Source organism: Duganella caerulea, assembly GCF_040362985.1.
GTDB classification, from domain to species: domain Bacteria; phylum Pseudomonadota; class Gammaproteobacteria; order Burkholderiales; family Burkholderiaceae_D; genus Rugamonas; species Rugamonas vulcania.
In genome coordinates, this window is the sequence record NZ_BPWJ01000001.1 from 239731 (window position 1) to 258696 (window position 18966).

At 65.6% G+C, this 18966-nt stretch carries 16 protein-coding genes; 8 read left to right on the forward strand and 8 right to left on the reverse strand.

Going from position 1 to position 18966, the window contains the following annotated elements; all coding sequences use genetic code 11:
- The first annotated feature begins 15 nt into the window (after positions 1-15).
- Positions 16-1362 carry a PEP-CTERM-box response regulator transcription factor gene (gene prsR, locus ACUJB0_RS01065; protein WP_444843567.1) on the forward strand — a complete coding sequence of 449 codons (1347 nt, stop codon included), beginning with the start codon at positions 16-18 and terminating at the stop codon, positions 1360-1362.
- Between the two features lie 3 nt (positions 1363-1365).
- On the opposite strand, the gene ACUJB0_RS01070 is transcribed toward prsR, so the two are convergent.
- Genes ACUJB0_RS01070 through ACUJB0_RS01095 form a run of 6 tightly spaced genes read right to left on the reverse strand, consistent with a single transcriptional unit; the run spans position 1366 to position 5815 of the window.
- Positions 1366-1992: a tetratricopeptide repeat protein gene (locus ACUJB0_RS01070; protein ID WP_444843568.1), complete on the reverse strand. Its 627-nt coding sequence runs from the start codon at positions 1990-1992 to the stop codon at positions 1366-1368.
- Positions 1989-3233 (reverse strand): glycosyltransferase, encoded by a 1245-nt coding sequence (locus ACUJB0_RS01075; RefSeq protein ID WP_444843569.1) that lies wholly within the window; start codon positions 3231-3233, stop codon positions 1989-1991. The genes ACUJB0_RS01070 and ACUJB0_RS01075 overlap by 4 nt, the downstream gene beginning before the upstream one ends.
- The gene (locus ACUJB0_RS01080; protein ID WP_444843570.1) at positions 3227-4063 is read right to left on the reverse strand and encodes a hydrolase 1, exosortase A system-associated; all 837 of its coding nucleotides are present in this window, start codon (positions 4061-4063) and stop codon (positions 3227-3229) included. Before ACUJB0_RS01080 ends, ACUJB0_RS01075 begins: the two co-directional genes overlap by 7 nt.
- On the reverse strand, positions 4060-4866 hold the full coding sequence (locus ACUJB0_RS01085; protein WP_444843571.1) for a hydrolase 2, exosortase A system-associated: 807 nt from the start codon (positions 4864-4866) through the stop codon (positions 4060-4062). Before ACUJB0_RS01085 ends, ACUJB0_RS01080 begins: the two co-directional genes overlap by 4 nt.
- A complete protein-coding gene (locus ACUJB0_RS01090) occupies positions 4863-5105 on the reverse strand; it encodes an acyl carrier protein (protein ID WP_444843572.1) in 243 nt (80 codons plus the stop codon). The genes ACUJB0_RS01085 and ACUJB0_RS01090 overlap by 4 nt, the downstream gene beginning before the upstream one ends.
- The gene (locus tag ACUJB0_RS01095; RefSeq protein ID WP_444843573.1) at positions 5093-5815 is read right to left on the reverse strand and encodes a GNAT family N-acetyltransferase; all 723 of its coding nucleotides are present in this window, start codon (positions 5813-5815) and stop codon (positions 5093-5095) included. The genes ACUJB0_RS01090 and ACUJB0_RS01095 overlap by 13 nt, the downstream gene beginning before the upstream one ends.
- Before the next feature lie 156 nt (positions 5816-5971).
- Here ACUJB0_RS01095 and ACUJB0_RS01100 point away from each other — a divergent pair, with 156 nt between their 5' ends.
- Genes ACUJB0_RS01100 through ACUJB0_RS01110 form a run of 3 tightly spaced genes read left to right on the forward strand, consistent with a single transcriptional unit; the run spans position 5972 to position 10628 of the window.
- A complete protein-coding gene (locus tag ACUJB0_RS01100; RefSeq protein WP_444843574.1) occupies positions 5972-7552 on the forward strand; it encodes an acyl-CoA ligase (AMP-forming), exosortase A system-associated in 1581 nt (526 codons plus the stop codon).
- Positions 7549-8790: a pyridoxal-dependent decarboxylase, exosortase A system-associated gene (locus tag ACUJB0_RS01105; protein ID WP_444843575.1), complete on the forward strand. Its 1242-nt coding sequence runs from the start codon at positions 7549-7551 to the stop codon at positions 8788-8790. The genes ACUJB0_RS01100 and ACUJB0_RS01105 overlap by 4 nt, the downstream gene beginning before the upstream one ends.
- Positions 8787-10628 carry an asparagine synthetase B family protein gene (locus tag ACUJB0_RS01110; RefSeq protein WP_444843576.1) on the forward strand — a complete coding sequence of 614 codons (1842 nt, stop codon included), beginning with the start codon at positions 8787-8789 and terminating at the stop codon, positions 10626-10628. Before ACUJB0_RS01105 ends, ACUJB0_RS01110 begins: the two co-directional genes overlap by 4 nt.
- Here ACUJB0_RS01110 and ACUJB0_RS01115 read toward each other — a convergent pair.
- Both ACUJB0_RS01115 and ACUJB0_RS01120 read right to left on the reverse strand, forming a co-directional pair.
- A complete protein-coding gene (locus tag ACUJB0_RS01115; RefSeq protein WP_444843577.1) occupies positions 10605-11495 on the reverse strand; it encodes a polysaccharide deacetylase family protein in 891 nt (296 codons plus the stop codon). The two genes, ACUJB0_RS01110 and ACUJB0_RS01115, sit on opposite strands and share 24 nt — an antisense overlap.
- Positions 11492-12787, reverse strand: coding sequence for a putative O-glycosylation ligase, exosortase A system-associated (locus tag ACUJB0_RS01120; RefSeq protein WP_444843578.1), 1296 nt, complete (start codon positions 12785-12787; stop codon positions 11492-11494). The genes ACUJB0_RS01115 and ACUJB0_RS01120 overlap by 4 nt, the downstream gene beginning before the upstream one ends.
- A 100-nt stretch (positions 12788-12887) precedes the next feature.
- Between ACUJB0_RS01120 and ACUJB0_RS01125 the strand changes: the two genes are divergently transcribed.
- Genes ACUJB0_RS01125 through ACUJB0_RS01140 form a run of 4 tightly spaced genes read left to right on the forward strand, consistent with a single transcriptional unit; the run spans position 12888 to position 18965 of the window.
- Positions 12888-14969: a glycosyltransferase gene (locus ACUJB0_RS01125; RefSeq protein ID WP_444843579.1), complete on the forward strand. Its 2082-nt coding sequence runs from the start codon at positions 12888-12890 to the stop codon at positions 14967-14969.
- Between the two features lie 10 nt (positions 14970-14979).
- A complete protein-coding gene (locus ACUJB0_RS01130) occupies positions 14980-16422 on the forward strand; it encodes a lipopolysaccharide biosynthesis protein (protein WP_444843580.1) in 1443 nt (480 codons plus the stop codon).
- Positions 16423-16459: 37 nt separating this feature from the next.
- Entirely contained in the window at positions 16460-17506 is a 1047-nt protein-coding gene (locus ACUJB0_RS01135) for a glycosyltransferase (protein ID WP_444843581.1), read from the forward strand.
- The gene (locus ACUJB0_RS01140) at positions 17496-18965 is read left to right on the forward strand and encodes an MBOAT family O-acyltransferase (RefSeq protein ID WP_444843582.1); all 1470 of its coding nucleotides are present in this window, start codon (positions 17496-17498) and stop codon (positions 18963-18965) included. The genes ACUJB0_RS01135 and ACUJB0_RS01140 overlap by 11 nt, the downstream gene beginning before the upstream one ends.
- Position 18966 lies beyond the last annotated feature (1 nt).

Genomic DNA, 18966 nt, shown 5'->3' on the forward strand with positions numbered 1-18966 from the left:
CGAGGGAGGACAGACATGGCCAAGAATAAATTGCTGGTGGTGGAGGACGACCAGGGCTTGCAGAAGCAGCTGCGCTGGAGCCTGGATGCGTACGAGGTGGTGGTGGCGGACGATCGCGAATCGGCGATGGTGCAGCTGCGTCGCCATCAGCCGGCGGTGGCGACCATGGACCTGGGCTTGCCGCCCGATCCGGACGGCGCCAGCGAAGGGCTGGCTTTGCTGCAGCACATCCTGGCGGCGGCGCCGGACACCAAGGTCATTGTCCTGTCCGGAAACCAGGCGCGCGAGCATGCGCTCAAGGCCATCGCGATGGGCGCCTACGATTTCCACCAGAAGCCGCTGGACGCCGACACGCTGGCCCTGGTCGTGGCGCGCGCCTTTTACCTGCATGCGATGCAGCAGGAAAACCGGCGCATGCTGCAGATCCAGTCGGATTCGCCGCTGGCCGGCATCATCAGCCGCGATCCGGGCATGCTGAAAGTGTGCCGCAGCGTGGAGCGGGTGGCGCCGTCGTCGGCGTCGGTGATGCTGCTGGGCGATTCGGGCAGCGGCAAGGAGCTGATCGCGCGTGGCCTGCATCGCCTGAGCACGCGCCAGGACAAGCGCTTTGTCGCCATCAATTGCGCGGCCATTCCCGAGCATCTGTTGGAGAGCGAGTTGTTCGGTTATGAGAAGGGCGCCTTCACCGGCGCGCAGCGGCAGACGCTTGGCAAACTGGAGCTGGCGCACGGCGGTACGTTTTTCCTGGACGAGGTCGGCGACCTGGCCTTGCCGTTGCAAGCCAAGCTGCTGCGCTTTCTGCAGGAGCGGGTGATCGAGCGGGTTGGCGGGCGCAACGAGATCAGCATCGATGTGCGCATCGTCTGTGCCACGCACCAGAATTTGAAGGCCTTGTCGGAGAGCGGGCGCTTCCGGGAGGACTTGTTTTACCGGCTCAGCGAAATCGTGCTGTCCATTCCGCCGTTGCGCGAACGCGTGGGCGACTGCGCTTTGCTTGCCCATCATTTCAAGAACAAGTTTTGCGCCAGCGAGTCACGCTCGGCGCTGCACTTCAGTCCGGAGGCGCTGGCGGCGATTGAGTCCTATCCCTGGCCGGGCAATGTGCGCGAGATGGAGAACTGCATACGCCGCGCCGTGATCATGGCCGATGGCCCGCAGATCACGCCACTGGACCTGGGCTTGCCGGACAGTGCCGCCGTGGAGTCCAGCGTCAACCTGCGCCAGGCGCGCGAGGCGGCCGAGTACCGGGTGATGGTGCAGGCGCTGGCGCGGGTCGATGGCAATATCGTGAAGGCGGCGGAATTGCTGGGCGTGAGCCGGCCGACGCTGTACGACTTGATGAACCACCACGGCTTGAAATGAGGCCTAGTCGCCGTCGCGCCACTGGCCGGCGGCCACTAGTTGATTCTTCAGTCCCGGCAAGGGGAAGCCCAGCCCGTAGGCCGTGTGGGCGCTGGAGCGGGCTTGCTCGTAGTCTTTGCGCTTGAGGTAGAGCAGACCGAGGTTGTAATGGGTGGTGGCGTTGCCCGGCTCTAGCCGGACCGCTTCCTTCAATTGTTCCAGCGCGGCGTCGGACTGGCCCAGCCCCAACAAGTAGCCGCCAAAAAGGGCGTGGACGCGCGCGTCGTCCGGCCGGAAGCGCAGCGCGCGGTCGAAGTAGCAGTCGATCGAGTAGTGCGCGCCGTAAGGTTTGTGATTCTTGTCGCGCAAGGCCAGCTTGCTCATGGCGGCCAGGGCGCGGTGGTGGTTGGGGAAATGCTCCAGCGTGTAGCCGATGTCGGCGCCCAGCGAGCCGGACGAGCCGCGTACCAGGCGTTCCACCTCGGGCGTGAAGTGGTATTGCTCGACCACGGTCAAGCCTTCGCGGTCGGTGGGGTTGGTGTAGTCGCCGCCGGGGTCGTGCTTGACGTAGCTGTCGCAGGCCTCGCCGGTGGCGGTGCCAGCGGCGATCATCAGTATTACTGGGGCGATTATGTGTGCGTGGGTTGTCATGTTGTTTCCTTGTGGACGGTGCGGTCCAGCAGCGCGGCCAGCTCCTGGGTGCGGGCGGTGCGCGAGTGGCTGGTGATGATCTTCTGCGAGGCCAGCGGCGCCTGCCATGTGCGGCACAGATGGAGGAAGCGCAGCAGGGCGGCGGCGATGTCGGCCGCACTATCGAGCTGGCCGATGGTGTCGATGCCGGCGGCGCGCAGGGTGGCGGCGGTGTCGCCGGCGGCGTCGGTCAGGGCCAGCAGCGGGCGGCGGGCGCGCAGGTATTCGTACAGCTTGGCAGGGATCTGGCTGTTGCAGTTGGCGGCCTGTAGCAGCAACAGGCCGTCGGCGGCAAACATCTCCGCCACGGCTTGTTGGTAGGGCAGCGCGGGAGCGAGTTCGATGATCTTTTCCAGGCCGGGGTGGCGTTGTATCAGCATGCGCAGGTGGTCGTCGTGGGCGCTGGCGCGTAGTAGCAGGCGGAAGTTGTCGGGGCCGATGCGGTGTTCGGACAGCAGCTTGTCCAGCGCGGCGAACAAGGGGCCGGGGTCGCGTTCCGATGGATAGATGACGCCGCTGTGCAGCAGCGTGAATGGCCGTGAGCTGGTAGGCCGGTCGGTGGAGTCGGCGGCCGCGAACACAGCTTCGTCGTAGCCGTTGGGGATCAGCGCCAATTGGCGGTCGTCGGCGAGCGGGTGGCGCTGGCCCAGGCTGAGCAGGGCGCCTGGCGTGGTGCAGACCACGGCGGCGGCGCGGCGGATGGTTTGCCGCTCGATCCAGCTGTGGATACGACGGCGGCGCGGGTCCGGCGGGTAGCCGGTATCGACCATCGGATCGCGCTGGTCGGCGATCCACGGGATGCCGGTCAGGCGGTGCAGGCTGAGCGCGATCAGGTGGGCGGTGGCGATCGGGTAGCTGGACCAGATGGCGTCCGGCCGGTGTTTGCGGATCAGCCGCAAGCCGGCCGGGACGGCGCCCAGCCACCATGATATCCAGCGATCCGGCTGGGCCAGCAGCTCGGGATAGCGTCCGCGCAGCGCGAGGTGGCGGGAACTGTCCAGCGCGAAGCTGCGGTGTACCGAGATGGCGGCGTCGCTGTGGTCGGCGCCGAGGTCTTCGTAGGCGCGCGGGTGGACTGTCAACACCAGCGGCTGCCAGCCGTGCTCGGGCAAATGGCGGGCGAAGGCATGCGTGCGGTGTATGCCGCTGCCGCCACTGAGCGGCGGGTAGTGGTAGGCGATCATCAGGACGCGCTTCACCATGACGCGATCCAGTCGGTGCAGGCGGCGGCGACGTCCGCGCGCCAAGCACGGCTGGAGAAGGTGTGGTTGGCGTCAGGGACGTGGACCAGTTGCATGCGCGGCTCGTCCAGCAGCCGGCGCCAGTGTGGCTGGTGGCCGGGCAGCGCCGAGAATTCCCGCGCGCCCAAGTCCGCGCCGCTGAGGACGATGAGCGTGTGTCCGCGGAACTGGTGCAGGGCGCGGTAGAGCCGCTGAGGCAGGGACGCCCCCCCGGTTTCGGCGTTTGCCTGCCTGGCGGCTGTGGCCAACGCGATGAAGGAGCGCAGAGTGGCGCCGATCCGCAGGGCGCCGCTACCGAGCTTGCGCCAGAAGTCTCGGTCGAGCAGGCGCTGCACGTAGTAGTGGCGCAGCGTGGCGTTGGCGTGGCCTTGCTCCGTGCGCACCCAGGGATTGAGCATGACGAGGCCGGCGATGCGCGGATCGCGCGCGGCGTGCCAGGCGGCGGCTGTGGCGCCGTCGCACAGGCCCCACAGCACCAGTTCCTTCATCGCCGGCAGGGTATTGAAGAATTCCGCGATGGCGGCGTCCAGGTCGTCGTCCAGTTGTTCGAAGTTGCGCTGCTCGCCTTCGCTGTCGCCCATGCCGCGGTAGTCGAAGCGCATGACCGGGATGCCGGCGGCGGCCAGCTGCCGCGCCAGCAGGACGAAATGGCGGTGACTGCCGACCCGATACTGCGGGCCGCCCGTGACGATCAGCACGCCGCGCTGGTGCGGACGCTCCGGCAAGTCGAGGATGCCGATCAGCCGGCAGTCGCGGCAAGCGAAACACAGGGCGCGGCTTTGCCAGGTCATGTCGGCTCTCTGGGCATGGCGGCCAGTGTCGCCGCGATCAGCGCCGGTACTTCGGCGATCTCCGGCGTCGACCAGAAGGGCTCGCCTCCAAGCGGGAAGGCGTCGATGTGCGCGCCCGCGCGTTCCCAACGTTCCAGCAGCAGGGCGGAAGCCGGCTGAAGTGTCGCCGGCTGCTGCGATGTGCTCAGCTCCAGCCACTGCACCGGGCAGTGCGGTCGGGGGCCGGCCTCGGCCGCGTTGATCACCTCTACCAGTTCCGGCGCCAGCGTGTAGCCGCCTGCTTCGTGGGCGTCGGCGGCTTGCGTGGCGCCAAACAGACGGGCTGCTGTCTGCAGACGCATGAACTGGCGCAGATGCGGACGGCCGCTGATCACCGGCTGCCACAAGACTATGCCTGTGGGCGCGGGTTGCGCCTGTTCGGCGAACTGCAAGGCCAGCAAGGCGCCCAGGCGCAGGCCCCACAGGTGGCCGGGGCCGGGGGAATTCTTGGCCAACCAGCGCCAAGCCAGGGCCAGGTCGGACAGCCACAGTTCCCAGCGGGCCTCGGAGAAATCGCCGCTGCTGTCGCCGCATCCGTACAGATCCATTTGCAGCACGCCGTAGCCGGCGCCGGCGTAGGCGCGGGATTGCAGTGCCGCCATGCGCCGGCTCTTGTTGAGCTCCTCGGCGAACGGGTGGACGTACAAAATTGAGCCGCGCACGCGTACGCCGGGATGCGGCGGGTAGTACAGGCAGAAGCGGTCGCCCAGGTCCGCCGGCAGGAAGAACGGCAGGGCGTGGCTGCGCTGTGCATAGCCGCTCACGTCAGCTTCCCTTGCACGAAGGAGGTCAGCGTGCCGACGGTGGCGAAATGGCTGGCGCTGATCTCGTCGTCGTGGACCTGGATGGAGAAGCGTTGCTCCAGCTCGGTGATCAGGTGGACCACCGCCATCGAATCGAGTTCGGGCACGCTGCCCAGCAAGGCCGTTTCCGGCTTGAGCTGGATATTTCCCAGCCCCAGCGTGTGGCGCAAGGCTAGGCAGACTTGATCTAAGACAGGCATGGCGGCTCCTTGGGGACGAACTCGGGTAGGGTGCTGGTGTCGAACGTCAGCTGCGGGAAACTGGATGGACGGCGCGACAGGTGGAAGTAAGGCGCCAGTGTGGCGCACATCCATTGCCAGCTGCCGCAGCGCAGGAAGATGGCGCTGCCCAGGCCCACCACGCCGATGCGCGCATGGGCCCGCAGCGAGGCGGGGTTGAATGCGGAGATGCGGCTGCAAGTCCAGCGCACGCCGCGCAGGCGCAAGTGGCGCCGGGTGGCCTCCCACAGCTTGGGGAAGACCCAGCCCAGCCGCTCTTCCGGCCGGACCCACACGTCGAAATCCCACGAGGTACGCGAGCTGGCCAAGCGGTAGCGGACCCGCACCTCATCCTCGATGTAGGCGTCGGATATCAGCCACAGAAAGCCCGCCAGCCGGTCGTTACGCCAGGCTGTCAGGCTGCAAGCGCCCTGCGCGAAGCGTTGCCGGACCACCGGTTCGGGCCGGGGATAGTCGTCCGGCATGCCGTCGGCCGGGACGTGTTCGCGGATGTGGATGTCTTGCCCGCGCGCGTTGCACAGCGTTGTGTCGCCGACGTACTGGGCCACGAACTGGTAGCGGTGCAGCGCCCATGTGCCAGCGCTGGCGGCAGCCAGCACATGGCCGAGCCAGTACAGGATGGCATTGAACCAGCCCAGTTGCAGGTAGGTGTGGCGCAGGCCAGTGGTCATCGCGGCGGGCCTCAAGGTGAGCGGAACTCAAATTAGACGCCGTCCGCACGGCCGCAGGTTTGCGCCAGCACAAGCGGACACCATGCTTGAGGCATATCAAGAACGGTGGAGCGATTTATCTCAATCATAGAGGCTGCCTTTCGATTGGATGCCGCCATGACGCAGTTAGTTCACCAGTTAATCTTTCAATCCGCGCAGCGGGAGCCGCAGCGGCAGGCCTTGTCGTATCAGGGCGTCGGGCTGAACTACGTCGCGCTGGTGCAGATGGTGCGGCTGTGTGCGGCCGCCTGGGTGCATCACGGGCTAGGGCGTAGCGAGCGGCTTGCGGTGTTCATGGAGAAACGCGAGGAAGCGGTAGTGGCCATGTTCGGCGCGGCCGCCGCGGGCGCGGTGTTCGTGCCGGTGAATCCGGTGCTGAAGCCCGAGCAGGTGGCGCACATCCTGGGCGACTGCGACGTGCGGATCCTGGTCACAACGCGCGAGCGCTACAATCTACTTGCGACCGCGCTGGCAAGTTGTACAGGTTTGCGGAAGGTCATCATCGTTGGTTCCATGGAAGGTTTGCCGGCGTTGGATGGCCTGCAATTGCTGTCCTGGCGCGAGTGCATGCGCGATGCGCCGCAGACACCGCCCCACGCCTGCATCGACAGCGACATCGCCGCCATCCTGTACACCTCGGGCAGCACCGGCAGGCCGAAAGGAGTGGTGCTGTCGCATCGCAACCTGGTGGCGGGTGCGCTGAGTGTCTCGTCATATCTGGGGAACACGCCGGAGGACCGCATCCTGTGCGTGTTGCCGCTGAGTTTTGACTACGGCCTGAGCCAGCTCACCACGGCGTTTGCGGTCGGCGCCTGCGCGGTGTTGTTGAATCATCTTTTGCAGCGCGATATCCTCGAAGCCGTCCAGCACGAGCGCATCACCGGCCTTGCCGCTGTGCCGCCGCTGTGGATGCAGTTGGCCGAGCTGGACTGGCGCCATGCGCAGCGGCTGCGCTACATCACCAATTCAGGCGGAGCGATGCAGCGCCATACGTTGGCGAAGCTGCGCAAGCTGCTGCCATACACCCAGATTTACCTGATGTACGGCCTGACCGAGGCGTTTCGTTCGACGTTCCTTGCTCCGGAGCAGCTGGACCGGCGGCCTGACTCGATCGGCAAGGCGATACCGAATGCCGAAGTGCTAGTGCTGCGCGGCGATGGTTCCCCCTGCGGACCGAACGAGCCGGGCGAACTGGTGCATCGCGGCGCGCTGGTGGCGATGGGCTACTGGAACGACGCGCAGCGTACCGCCGAGCGCTTCCGTCCGCTACCCGACCGGCTGGGCGGCCTGCCCGTGCCGGAACTGGCCGTGTGGTCCGGCGACACCGTGCGTTGCGACGACGAGGGCTATCTGTATTTCATCGGCCGCAGCGACGACATGATCAAGACTTCGGGTTACCGCGTCAGTCCGACGGAAGTGGAAGAGGTGGCGTACGCCACGGGCATGGTGGCCGAGGCCGCCGCTATCGGCGTGCCGCACGAGACGCTGGGGCAGTCGATCACGCTGGTGACTGCCTCGATGCCGCAGGGCGCCATCGATGGTGAGGCGCTGCTGACGGCTTGCCGCCAGGCTTTGCCCGCGTACATGGTGCCCTCGGTCATTGATATCCGCAGCGCGCCCTTGCCGCGCAACCCCAACGGCAAGATCGACCGCAAGCTGTTGGCCGACCAACTGGCCGGCGCACGGTGCACGTCGTGACGGCCGTTGCCGAGCTGCCGCGGCACGCGGCGCCCAGCCAGTTCCCGACATTGGACGATGTGCTGCTGCTGGGCGGCATCGAGCTGACCCGTTTGGCGGAACGGGTGGGACGCACGCCGTTCTATGCCTACGAGCGCAGCCACATCTTCTCCCGCGTCGCCCAGCTGCGGCGGACCCTGCCGGAAGGCGTGCGCCTGCATTACGCGTTGAAGGCCAATCCGATGCCGGCCTTGGTGCAGTTGATGGCGGGGCTGGTCGATGGCTTCGATATCGCGTCAGGCGGCGAGATGAAGGTGGCGCTGGATGCCGGCATGGCTCCCGGCGGCGTCAGCTTCGCCGGGCCGGGCAAGCGCGACGAGGAATTGCGCTGCGCGGTGGCCGGCGGTGTGCTGCTGCACCTCGAGTCCGAGCGCGAAATGGAGCGCGCCGCCTGCATCGGCGCCGAACTGGGCATGACGCCACGCGTGGCGGTGCGAGTCAATCCCGATTTCGAATTGAAGATGGCGGGCATGAAGATGGGCGGCGGTCCCCGTCCGTTCGGCGTCGATGCGGAGCGGGTGCCGGCCATGTTGCAGCGGCTGGAGCGGTTGGGATTGGACTTTCATGGCTTCCATATATTTTGCGGTTCTCAGAATCTGTCCGCCGCAGCGATCTGCGAGGCACAACGGCTGAGCGTCGAACTGGGCGTGCGGCTGGCCGACCACGCGCGCGCGCCGTTGCGCATGCTGAACATCGGCGGCGGCTTCGGCGTGCCATATTTCCCGGGCGAGCGGGCGCTGGACCTGTCGGCGGTGGCCGAAGGGCTGAATCAATCGCTGCGCCTGCTGCGGCGGGCTTCGCCGGATACCGACCTGATCCTGGAGTTGGGGCGCTACCTGGTGGCCGAGGGCGGCGTCTACGTTTGCCGCGTGCTGGAGCGGAAGCGTTCGCATGGGCAGACCTTTCTGGTGACCGATGGTGGCCTGCATCAGCATCTGGCGGCATCCGGAAATTTCGGCCAGGTGATCCGAAAGAACTATCCGGTCGCCATCGGCAACCGCATGCATGCGGCGGCGACCGAGACGGTTTCCGTGGTCGGGCCCTTGTGCACGCCACTGGACCTGTTGGCCGAACGCATGGAATTGCCGCGCGCCGAGGCCGGTGACCTGGTGGTTGTATTCCAGTCGGGTGCCTATGGATTGACGGCCAGTCCGACCGCCTTTTTGAGCCATCCGTTGCCATTGGAGGTGCTGGTATGAGTGGCCTGTGCGGTTACGTCGCCACCGACGCGGCGGCGGACAGCGGTAGCGTTAAGCAATTGTTGGCCGGCATGGGCCGGACGCTGGCGCGGTTTGATGACAGCCCGGTGTGCATCGCGGCGGAGCGGGGCGGAGGCATCGCCGTGGCCGCCTCGGCCGACAGCGTCAGCGTGCATGGCGCGAATGGTGTGCTGGTCGCGGTCTGGGGACGGCCCTTGCTTAACGGCTGCAACGAGAATCTCGCCGAGCGTTTCGCCGCCCTGTGGCTGATCAAGGGGGCGCAAGCGTGTTCGGCGCTGTCGGGGCCGTTTGCAGTGTGCGCGATGGCGGAGGCGGGGGAACAACTCTTGCTGGCCATCGACCGCAGCGGCGTCCACGCGATGCATTATCAGCAGGTGCGGCAGGGCGTGTTGTTCGGCTCGTCGGCCGCCGCGTTGCAGGCGCATCCGCATGCGCTGGCGGCGCTCGATCCGCAAGCCATCTACAACTATCTATATTTCCATACCGTGCCGGCGCCGCGCACCGTGTATCGCGGCCAGCGCCGCCTGCAGCCGGGCGAATATCTGCAATACCGGCACGGCCATTTGCAGACGGGCAGCTATTGGCAGATCGAATACCAGGAGCAGGCTGCCACGCCCTTCAGCGAGCTCAAGCAGCAATTCCTGGCGACGCTGGAAAGTTCCGTGCGTCGTTCGGCCGGCAGCGCCAGGACCGGCGCCTTCCTGAGTGGCGGCACGGACAGCTCCACGCTGGCGGGCATGCTGGCCAGCGTCAGCGGCAGCGCGCCGCGCACGTATTCGATCGGTTTCGACGTGACCGGCTATGACGAGATGCGCTATGCCCGCATCGCCGCCCGCCATTTCGGCGCCGACCACCATGAGTTGTATGTGACGGCGGGCGATGTGGCGGCCGCCATCCCGCGCATCGCAGCCGCGTCGGACCAGCCGTTCGGCAATTCGTCGGCCGTGCCCGCTTATTATTGCGCCAACATGGCGCGCACCGACGGCGTGACCCGGTTGCTTGGCGGCGATGGGGGCGACGAACTGTTCGGCGGAAACGAGCGCTATGCGCATCAGGCGGTGTTGTCCCGCTATGAACAGCTGCCGTCGGCGCTGCGTCAGGTGGCGCTGGAGCCCTTGCTGTTCGGCCTGGCCGGCGGGCTGGACCTGGCGCCGCTGCGCAAGGCGCGCAGCTATATCGAGCAGGCGGTGATGCCGATGCCGGCCCGGCTGGAAACGTACAACCTGTTGCAGCGCTACGGCCCCGGCGAGGTGCTGCATCCGGATTTCCTGTCCCGCGTGGATGAAAGTGCGCCTATCGGGCAACTGAACGACTGCTACTGGCAGGGTGACGGATTGAGCCTGATCAACCGCATGCAGACGCTGGACCTGCGCTACACGCTGGCGGACAATGATTTGCGCAAGGTGCGCCTGGCGTGCGAGCTGGGCGGCGTGGATGTGGCGTTTCCGTTCCTGAGCGATGAAATGCTGGCGTTTTCGGCGCGCTTGTCGCCCAAGGACAAGCTGAATGGAACGCGGCTGCGGTACTTCTTCAAGCGCGCCTTGCAAGACTATCTGCCGGGGGCCATCCTGCGCAAGAAAAAGCATGGCTTCGGTCTGCCGTTCGGCCACTGGCTACAGCGCGATGCGGGCTTGCAGGCGCTGGTGCTGGACAGTTTGAGCGATCTCAAGAAGCGGCAGATCATACGCGCGGACTTCATCGAGCGCTTGATGCACACGCTGGTCGCCGAACATCCCGCCTATCACGGCACCATGGTATGGGTGCTGATGATGCTGGAGCAATGGCTGGCACGTTCAGTGGCGCCGGCTGGCAAGTAGTCTCAGCAGGAAGCGCGGCCGGTCCTGCTCCCAGGGTGTGTAGCGTGGCAGCTGCAGCGGGTCGCTGGCGGCGTCGGCGGCGCCGGGCGCGGTGGTGACGGCGCCCAGGAAGCCCAGCTGGCGCGCCATATCGGCATGGCGCTGGTCGAAATCGACGCCCGGCTTGCCGTTCGGATAGGCGAACAGGTGGACCGGGGCTTGCGTGATGTCTTCGAGCGCGGCTTTGCCTCGCTGCATGTCTGCGTGGGCGTCGGCATCGGCCTGCCTGGCCAGGATGGGGTGGGAGGCGGTGTGCGCGCCGATTTCCATGCCCGCCGCCAGCAAGGTGCGGAGGTCTTCGCTGCGCATCATCAATTCCTCCTGCCGGTCCGCCGCCAGGCTGCGGGCGAGCGCCTGGCGCTGTTGGGCGGGAAGGTACTTGAGCGCTTGCTGCAGTTTTTCTATCGCTTGCCGTTTCTGGTGCAGGGTGTGCACCTGAAGCGCGTTGCAGCCCGGCACCTCCAGGCGCAACACGGGCTGCCGCGCGTGGCGCACGCCGGCGACCACGTCGTCGTTCCACATCCGGCCGCCATCGAGATAGTCGCTGGCGATGAAGAAGGTGGCGCTCAATCCGAGACGCTGCAATATCGGCAGCGCGCAGGTGGCGTTGTCGGAATATCCGTCGTCAAAAGTGATGCAGGCGGCGCGCGGCGGAAGCGTGCCCTGGCGCAGCCGGGCGATGGCGGAACTCAAGGGCAAGACGTGGAAGCAATGCTTGAGCAAAGTCATGTGGCGCTCGAATAGCCGGGTGTCGGGCAATGCCGGCTGCAAGGGATCGGGCCGCGCCAGTACACGGTGGTAGACCAGTATCGACAGGCTTCGGTTCATGGCTGCCTGACCGCTTGAGCCCGGCCGTCAAGCTCGCCTTGCACGGCGTGCCTGACGGCATGCTGCCGCTCCGAGACCAGGACACGGGTCGCGATGATGACGGCCATCAAATAGTACGGAACGTCGAAATACAGCAGGCTCAGAAAGGCCCCGCCGACCGCGAATCCAACGAAACTCGCTTGTATCATGGTGGCCAGCTGCTGCGCCCATTCCAGCTCGGGCCGGCCCAGGCTGTGGCGCGCAATCCACGCGGCCGAGCGCCAGGTCAGGCCGAGGAGCAGCAAGTAGAGCGCCAGCCCGACAAAGCCGTGTTCTCCCAGTGCCTGGAAATAGATGCTGTGCGCGGCATGAATATCATGCGGATTGGGGGCGTAGAGGAAGAAGGCGCGCGGTTCGGCGATGTCGAACCCGCCGCCGAAGAACCGGTCTTTTGCGAGATTCCATGCCATGTACCAGGCGTTGATACGGCCCATCGCCGATTCGTCCTCTTGGTAGCTGCCGATGCTGTCCATGCGCTCGCCCCAGCGATCGGGCATGAACAACAGGGCCAGCGGGACCAGCACGGCGAGCATGAGGGCGCCGGCCAGTTTATGGCGGCTCTTGGACCACATCACCACGATCATGGCGGCAATCGCGAGCAGCGCGCCACGCGAATAGGAGCCGAGCGCGGCCAGCGCGCTGAGCAACATCGCCGCACCCAGGCCGAAGCGCAGCCAGCGTCCGGCGCTGCGCAGTTGCAGGTAGCGCAGCAGTGGAATGGTCATGATCAGCGCCAGCGCGATTTCGTTATTGTCGCCGATAGACGTGCCTTCCGGCCCCCACACGCGGTCGACGCCGCCGCTGCGGATGGTGAACAGTCCGCCCTTGACGCCGTAGTAGCCCAGCGACATGGCCAGCACCCACATCAGGCGGTGCACGTCCTCGCGCGTGCGTATCACCATCATGGTTACCAGGCTCATCAGCATGATCTTCATCACCTTGCTCCATTGGGCGTATGCGGTCTCGGGGAACATGGCGAACAAGGTCGTGACGTTCATCCACAGGATCAGCACGATCAGCGTGTAGGTGATGGGCGATACCGGCAAGGTCTTGGGCAGGCGCGAGCTCGCCAGGCTGAACAACGTTGCGACGGCGACGATGAAAGCGAACGGAAAGGTGGCGGCAAAGCCCCAGCTTTGCGTGTGGGGATTCATGACGCTGATCCACACCCACATCAGCACACCGTTGACCGGATTGCGCAAGATCAGCGGCAGGCTGCCAAAGATGATAAGGGTGATCAGGATGTCGCGCATGGGCCGGAATCACTCGTTGATGCGGCTCAACGTTGCAACTGAGCCTGTCACTACACTGGATTGTCACGTTCCGCAATCATAGGATACGGGGGAGGCTCTCTTGTTGACCGTTCTCATGGCGACCTGCGATGGCGCGCAGACACTGCCCAAGGTGCTCGATGGCTACTGCCGGCTGCACGCGCCGCGCTGCCCATGGCGGCTGATCATCGTCGAGAATGGCAGCCGTGACGGCACCGGCGCGGTGGTGGCGCAATATCAGGATCGCCTGCCGTTGCATTTGCTGCGCAGTCCGCACAAGGGCAAGAACGCGGCCCTGAACCTGGCGCTGGAGTGGGCGCTGCGCCACGATGACAACGATGGCCTGTTCATCTTCACTGATGACGACGCGACCCCGGCGCCGGACTGGTTGCTGCAATGGGAGCGTTGCGCCGACGCCCATGCGCGGTACATGGTGTTCGGCGGCGCGATAGAGCCTGATTGGGCCGAGCCTCCTCCGGCGTGGCTGCTGCGGCTGGTGCCGATGGGCCTGACGTTCGGCCTGACTTCGTCCGAATTGGCGGAAGGGCCGGTATTTCCGGGGCTGGTGTGGGGCGCGAACATGGCGGTGCGGCGGTCGGTCTTCGCGGCTGGATATCGCTACGATACCTCGATCGGCCCCAACGGCCATGCCTACGCCATGGGCAGCGAGACGGAGTTGACACGCCGTCTGGCCTTGGCTGGTTACGCGGCGTGTTTCTATCCGCACGCGCGAGTCTTTCATTTCGTCCGGGCCCGGCAACTGACGCTGGCATACGTGCTTGAAAAGGCATGGCGTTTCGGACGTGGAAAGTTCCGACAAGACTCGCCGGGCACTTACCCCGAATGGCGCGGCATGCCGCGCTGGATGCTGGCGCGCTTCCTCCGCGAGTGCGGCGGCTATCTCCGCGCCTGCGTGCAGGGCGATGCCGATGCCCGCTTCCGGCGGCGCTGGGAGCTGGCCTATTTGCGCGGCTACTTCTTCGAGGCGAGGTTGGGGCGGCGCAAGCAGGGCAAGCGGGTGCTGATCACCAGCTATTCAGGCGAACTCGGCGGCATGGAGATGCGCATGGCGCAGGAAGTGCGCTATCTGCGCCTGGGCGGCGCCGACGGCAGCCTGGCGCTGCGCCGCTTCGCCGGCATCGACGCCTGGGCGGGACGGTTGGCGCGCGAGCAGATCGTGGTGGCGGAATTCGATCCGCCACGCTTCTTCGAGCAATGGGACTGGCGGCGCTGGAACCTGCTGCGGGCGCGGCTGTGGGCGGCTGGGCGCCTGCGTGCGTTTCGCGCCGACCTGGTGCATGTGGCGTGGTGCTGGACCAACTACGGCGCGTCCGTGTTGTGGCTGGCCGGCTACTGCAGGTTGCCGGCGGTGATCAGCGTGCACAACGCGTTTCCTGAGGCGGAAATCAGCGACTGGCATCAGCCCTTGCTGCGCCAGGCGTTTTCTGCGGTGCGCGGGGTGTATGCCGTGTCGCGCTCGGCGATGGCGCATTTCATGGCGATCTACCAACCGTATTTGCCTGCCAGCACGCGGATGGCGGTCATTCCGAACTGCGTCGACACCGACAGGTTTTTGCCGGGGGCCGATTTGCGCCGTGCGGCGCGCAGCGCGCTGCGGCTGCCTGAGGATGCCTTGGTCATCGGCGCGGCGGCGCGCCTGTCGGAGCAAAAGCGGCCGGGGCTTTTGCTCGATCTGTTCGTTCTGCTGCGGCGCCGGTTTCCCCAGTTGCATCTGATCCTGATGGGCAGTGGGCCGCTGGAGGCCGCGCTGCGGGACCGGGTGCGGGCGGCGGGGCTGGAATCGTGCGTGACGTTAACGGGCTTTGTGACCGAGGTCGAAGCGTTGTTGCCGGCACTGGATCTGCACATATTAATGAGCCGCAGCGAAGGTTTCGGCATCGCGACCATCGAGGCGATGGCCTGCGGCGTCCCGGTCGTGGCAACCGAAGTGCCCGGCAGCACGGATATCCTGCGCGACAGCGGCGGCGGCGTGCTGGTTCCCGCCGACGATCTGGATGCCGCATCGGCCATCGTTGCCGATCTGCTCGCCGATCCTGGACGGCGCGAAGTCATGGGCGGCCAGGCTCGCAAGGAGGCGGTGGAACTTTATAGCTCCGCCGTGGTAGGCAGGCAGGTGCTTGCCTTTTACGATCAACTGATCTGAGTGAGATGCCATGCAGCCACGCCTGTCCTTCGCGGTGTCTTTCGGCGAGAAATACACGTTGCTGCTGCTGAACACAATCGGCATGATGGTGCTGGCGCGGCTGTTGACGCCGGCCGAGATCGGCGTCTATGCGGTGGGCGCGGTGCTGGCCGGCCTGGCGCAGGCGGTGCGCGACTTTGGCGTCGGGCCTTACGTGATCCAGGAAAAGCAATTGACCGAGGACAAGCTGCGCGCCGCGCTGGGTACCAGCATCCTGGTGGCCTGGTCGCTGGCGGCGGTGGTGCTGTGCGGTAGCGGCGTGGCGGCGCGGTTTTATCGGGATCCGCGCCTGAGCACGGTGCTGCAGCTGTTGTCGATCAACTTCCTGCTGATTCCCTTCAGTTCGCTGGCGTTGCCTTTTCTGCGGCGCCAGATGCGCTTCTCCGCCATCTTCGCGATCAACACCGTCAGCACCGCCGCGCAACTGCTGGTGTCGGTGACGCTGGCCTGGCTGGGGTACAGCTACCTGAGCCTGGTCTGGGGCGCGGTGGCCGGCACCGCTGCGGCGCTGTTGGCGAGTCTGTGCTGCTGGCCGCCAGGCCTGCCGCGCTGGCCCGCGCGGCGCGGTATGCGGTCGATCCTGAAGTTCGGGTCGATTTCCACCGTCAGCAGCGTGATCGATGAGTTGGGCGTGGCCGCCCCCGACCTGATCATCGGCAAGATGATCGGCGTTGCCGAGGTGGGCATCTTCGGCAAGGCGCAGGGCGTGCTGAACGTGTTCAATCAATTGGTGACCGGCGCGATTTCGCCGGTGGTGTTTCCGCTGTTCTCCGCGCAGGCGCGCGCTGGCGACGATCTGCGTCAGGCCTACCTGACCACGGCCAGCTATATGACCGTGCTGGCCTGGCCGTTCTTCGGCTTCGTGGCCATCATGGCGCCGGCCGTGGTGCGGGTGTTGTACGGCGAGCAGTGGGATGCATGCGTCCCGTTGATACGCATCATATGCCTGTCGAGCGCGTTGTATAGCATGTTTAGCATGGCACGCTATCTGTTTGTGGCGATGGGCGCGGTCGGCACGCAAGCCAAGCTGGACGCGCTGTCGGTGCCGGTGCGGGTGTGCGCGGTATTGCTGGCGGCGCCGCTGGGCCTGAAATGGGTGGCGTGGGGCGTGGTGCTGGGTGGCGTGTTCCGAAGCATCTGGACATTTCGCTATCTGCGCCAGTTGGCAGGTCTGGAACTGACGGCCTTGCTCGGCGCGCTCCGGCGCAGCGGGGTGGTGGCGCTGGTGAGTCTGAGCGGACCGTTGCTGCTGGCGTTGCATCCCCAGCCGGCCGCGCACGCGCTGGTTCAGCTGTCGGTGGCGGCGTCGATCGCGTTGCCGCTGTGGCTGGCGGCAATTCTGCTGTTCCAGCATGAGCTGGCCGCAGAGTGCGCGCTGGCGGGCCGCAAGGTCAGGGCGAGATTCGGAAAATAGAGGTCACTTTATGCGCGTAGGAATCCTGTCATATCCCATGTTGTTCCAGCGCGAGGGCGGGCTGCAAGTGCAGGTGCGGTCGACAGTGCGTGCGCTTCAGGAACAATCCGCCCTCGGCCTGGAGGTGGTGTTGGTCGACGCCAACCGCCAACGCCTGGACCAGTTCGACCTGATCCATGTCTTTTCGGCGATCAACGGCAACCACCGGTTGGTGGAGCTGGCGTCTGACCTCGGCGTGCCGGTGGTGCTGTCGCCGGTGCTGTCGCCTGGTTGGGGCCGCCTGGATGGCATACGCGCCAGGCTGGCCGACAGCCTGACCGGGCGCCTGACGGGGTGGAATGTGCAGACTAGCTATGCGCAAACCAAGCGTGCATTGCAATTGGCGCAGATGGTGATCGCGCTGGGCGCGGCCGAGCGCGACGCCATCGTCAGCGCATTCCAGATACCCGAGGGGAATATCCGCATGCTGCCGAATGGCATCAGTCCGCACTTCTTCGGCGCGCGGCAGGAAGAGTTTCGCCGCTGTACGGGATTGGCCGGTCCGTTCGTGTTGATGGTGGGGGCGATCTCGCCCTACAAAAACCAGCTGGGTCTGGTGCGCGCGCTGGCGCAGACCGGGTTGCCTGTTGTGTTGATCGGCCGGGCGCAGCGACAGCACCAGGGCTATCTGCAGCAGTTGCTGGCCTTGCCCCGCGTGCGCTGGCTGGGCCAGCTCGAGCATGACGATCCGCTGCTGGCCAGCGCCTATGCCAGCGCGTCGGTGTTGGCGTTGCCGAGCCATGGCGAGGTGTTTCCCTTGTCGGTAGTGGAAGCGCTGGCGGCCGGCACGCCGGTGGTGATGACTGATGAAAGCGCGCTGAACCTGCCTAACAGTAGTTTCGCCCTGAAGCAGTTGCACTGGGATGATGAGGCCGGCTTGCGCCACGCAATTCTGGACCTGATCGCCGACCCGCCGGAGCGGGTGCTGGTGCGGGGCCTGGTCGAGCGCTTTAGCTGGCAGCGAGTCGCCGAGCAGATGGTGGCTTGCTATACCGAGCTGTTCCACCGGACCCGCCGGGCGCAAGAGGCGTGCCGTGCTGTTTAATTCGTTTAGTTTTTTGTTTCTGTATTTTCCGGTCGTGCTGGCCGGGTATTTTGTGCTGGCCAAGCTGCGTCCCCGATGGGCGATTGCCTGGCTTGCGTTGGCGTCGCTATGTTTCTATGGTTATTGGGATTGGCGCTATCTGCCGCTATTGATGGCCTCAATCAGCTTCAATTACTGCTGTGCGGCGCGCATGCTGGCGTCCCGCAACCGAAGCAAGCAATGGCTGCTGCTCGGTCTGACGGCGAACCTGGCTTTGCTCGGCTATTACAAGTATGCGAACTTTTTCATGGCCAGTGTCGACACGCTGCTTGGCGCCCCGTTGCATGACTGGCATATCGTGCTGCCGATCGGAATCTCGTTCTTCACTTTTACGCAGATCGCTTTCCTGGTCGATTGCCATCGCGGTTTGGCCGGTGAGTACCGGTTCATCCATTACGCCTTGTTTGTCAGCTACTTCCCGCACCTGATCGCCGGGCCGGTGCTGCACCACAAGGAAATGATGCCGCAGTTCGAGCGACCGCCGGGATTGAATGCGGCGGACGTCGCTGTGGGCTTGTCCATTTTCGTTGTCGGGTTTGCGAAGAAGGTGCTGCTGGCCGATCCGCTGTCGCCGCTGGTGGCACCGGTGTTCGCGGCCCAGGCCCATCCGCAGCTGATCGAGGCCTGGATAGGCGCGCTGGCTTACACCTTCCAGCTGTACTTCGACTTTTCAGGTTATTCCGACATGGCGATCGGCTTGTCGCGTTTGTTTGGCGTGCAGCTGCCGTTGAATTTTAATTCTCCCTACCAAGCGGGCAATATCGCCGAGTTCTGGCGGCGTTGGCATATGTCGTTGTCGCGCTTCCTGCGCGACTATCTTTATGTGCCGCTCGGCGGCAATCGCCATCACAGGCTGCGCAACCTGATGCTGACCATGCTGCTCGGCGGGTTGTGGCACGGCGCCGGCTGGACATTCGTGGTGTGGGGAGGCCTGCACGGCGTCTATCTGGTGCTGCATCGTGGATGGATCGCTTGGGTGGGGCCGGGCCTGCCGCAGTGGTGGGGCCGGTGCCTGACTTTTCTTGCGGTCGTGGTGGCGTGGGTGGTGTTCCGGGCGCCGGACCTGTCCACTGCCGGCGATGTCCTGCGCGGAATGGCAGGTGCCAATGGCCTCGCCTTGCCACATGGGTTGGCGGCCTATGCACCGTATTTTCACGGCGGCGCGCAGTTCTCAGGCATACGCTGGATCGATTTCGGCGGAGCCGGCGTGCTGGTTCTGGCTCTGGCGGTGCCACTGGCCTTCCTGGCGCCCAACACGCAGGAAATCTTCCGTCACTACGCTCCTTGCGTTGCGACGCAACGGCGTCTGCACTGGTCCTGGCGGCCGCGCAAGGCGTGGAGCCTGGCGTTTTCCCTGCTGTTTCTTGGTTGCCTGTTCAGCATGAACCACGTCAGCGAATTTCTTTACTTCCAATTTTGAA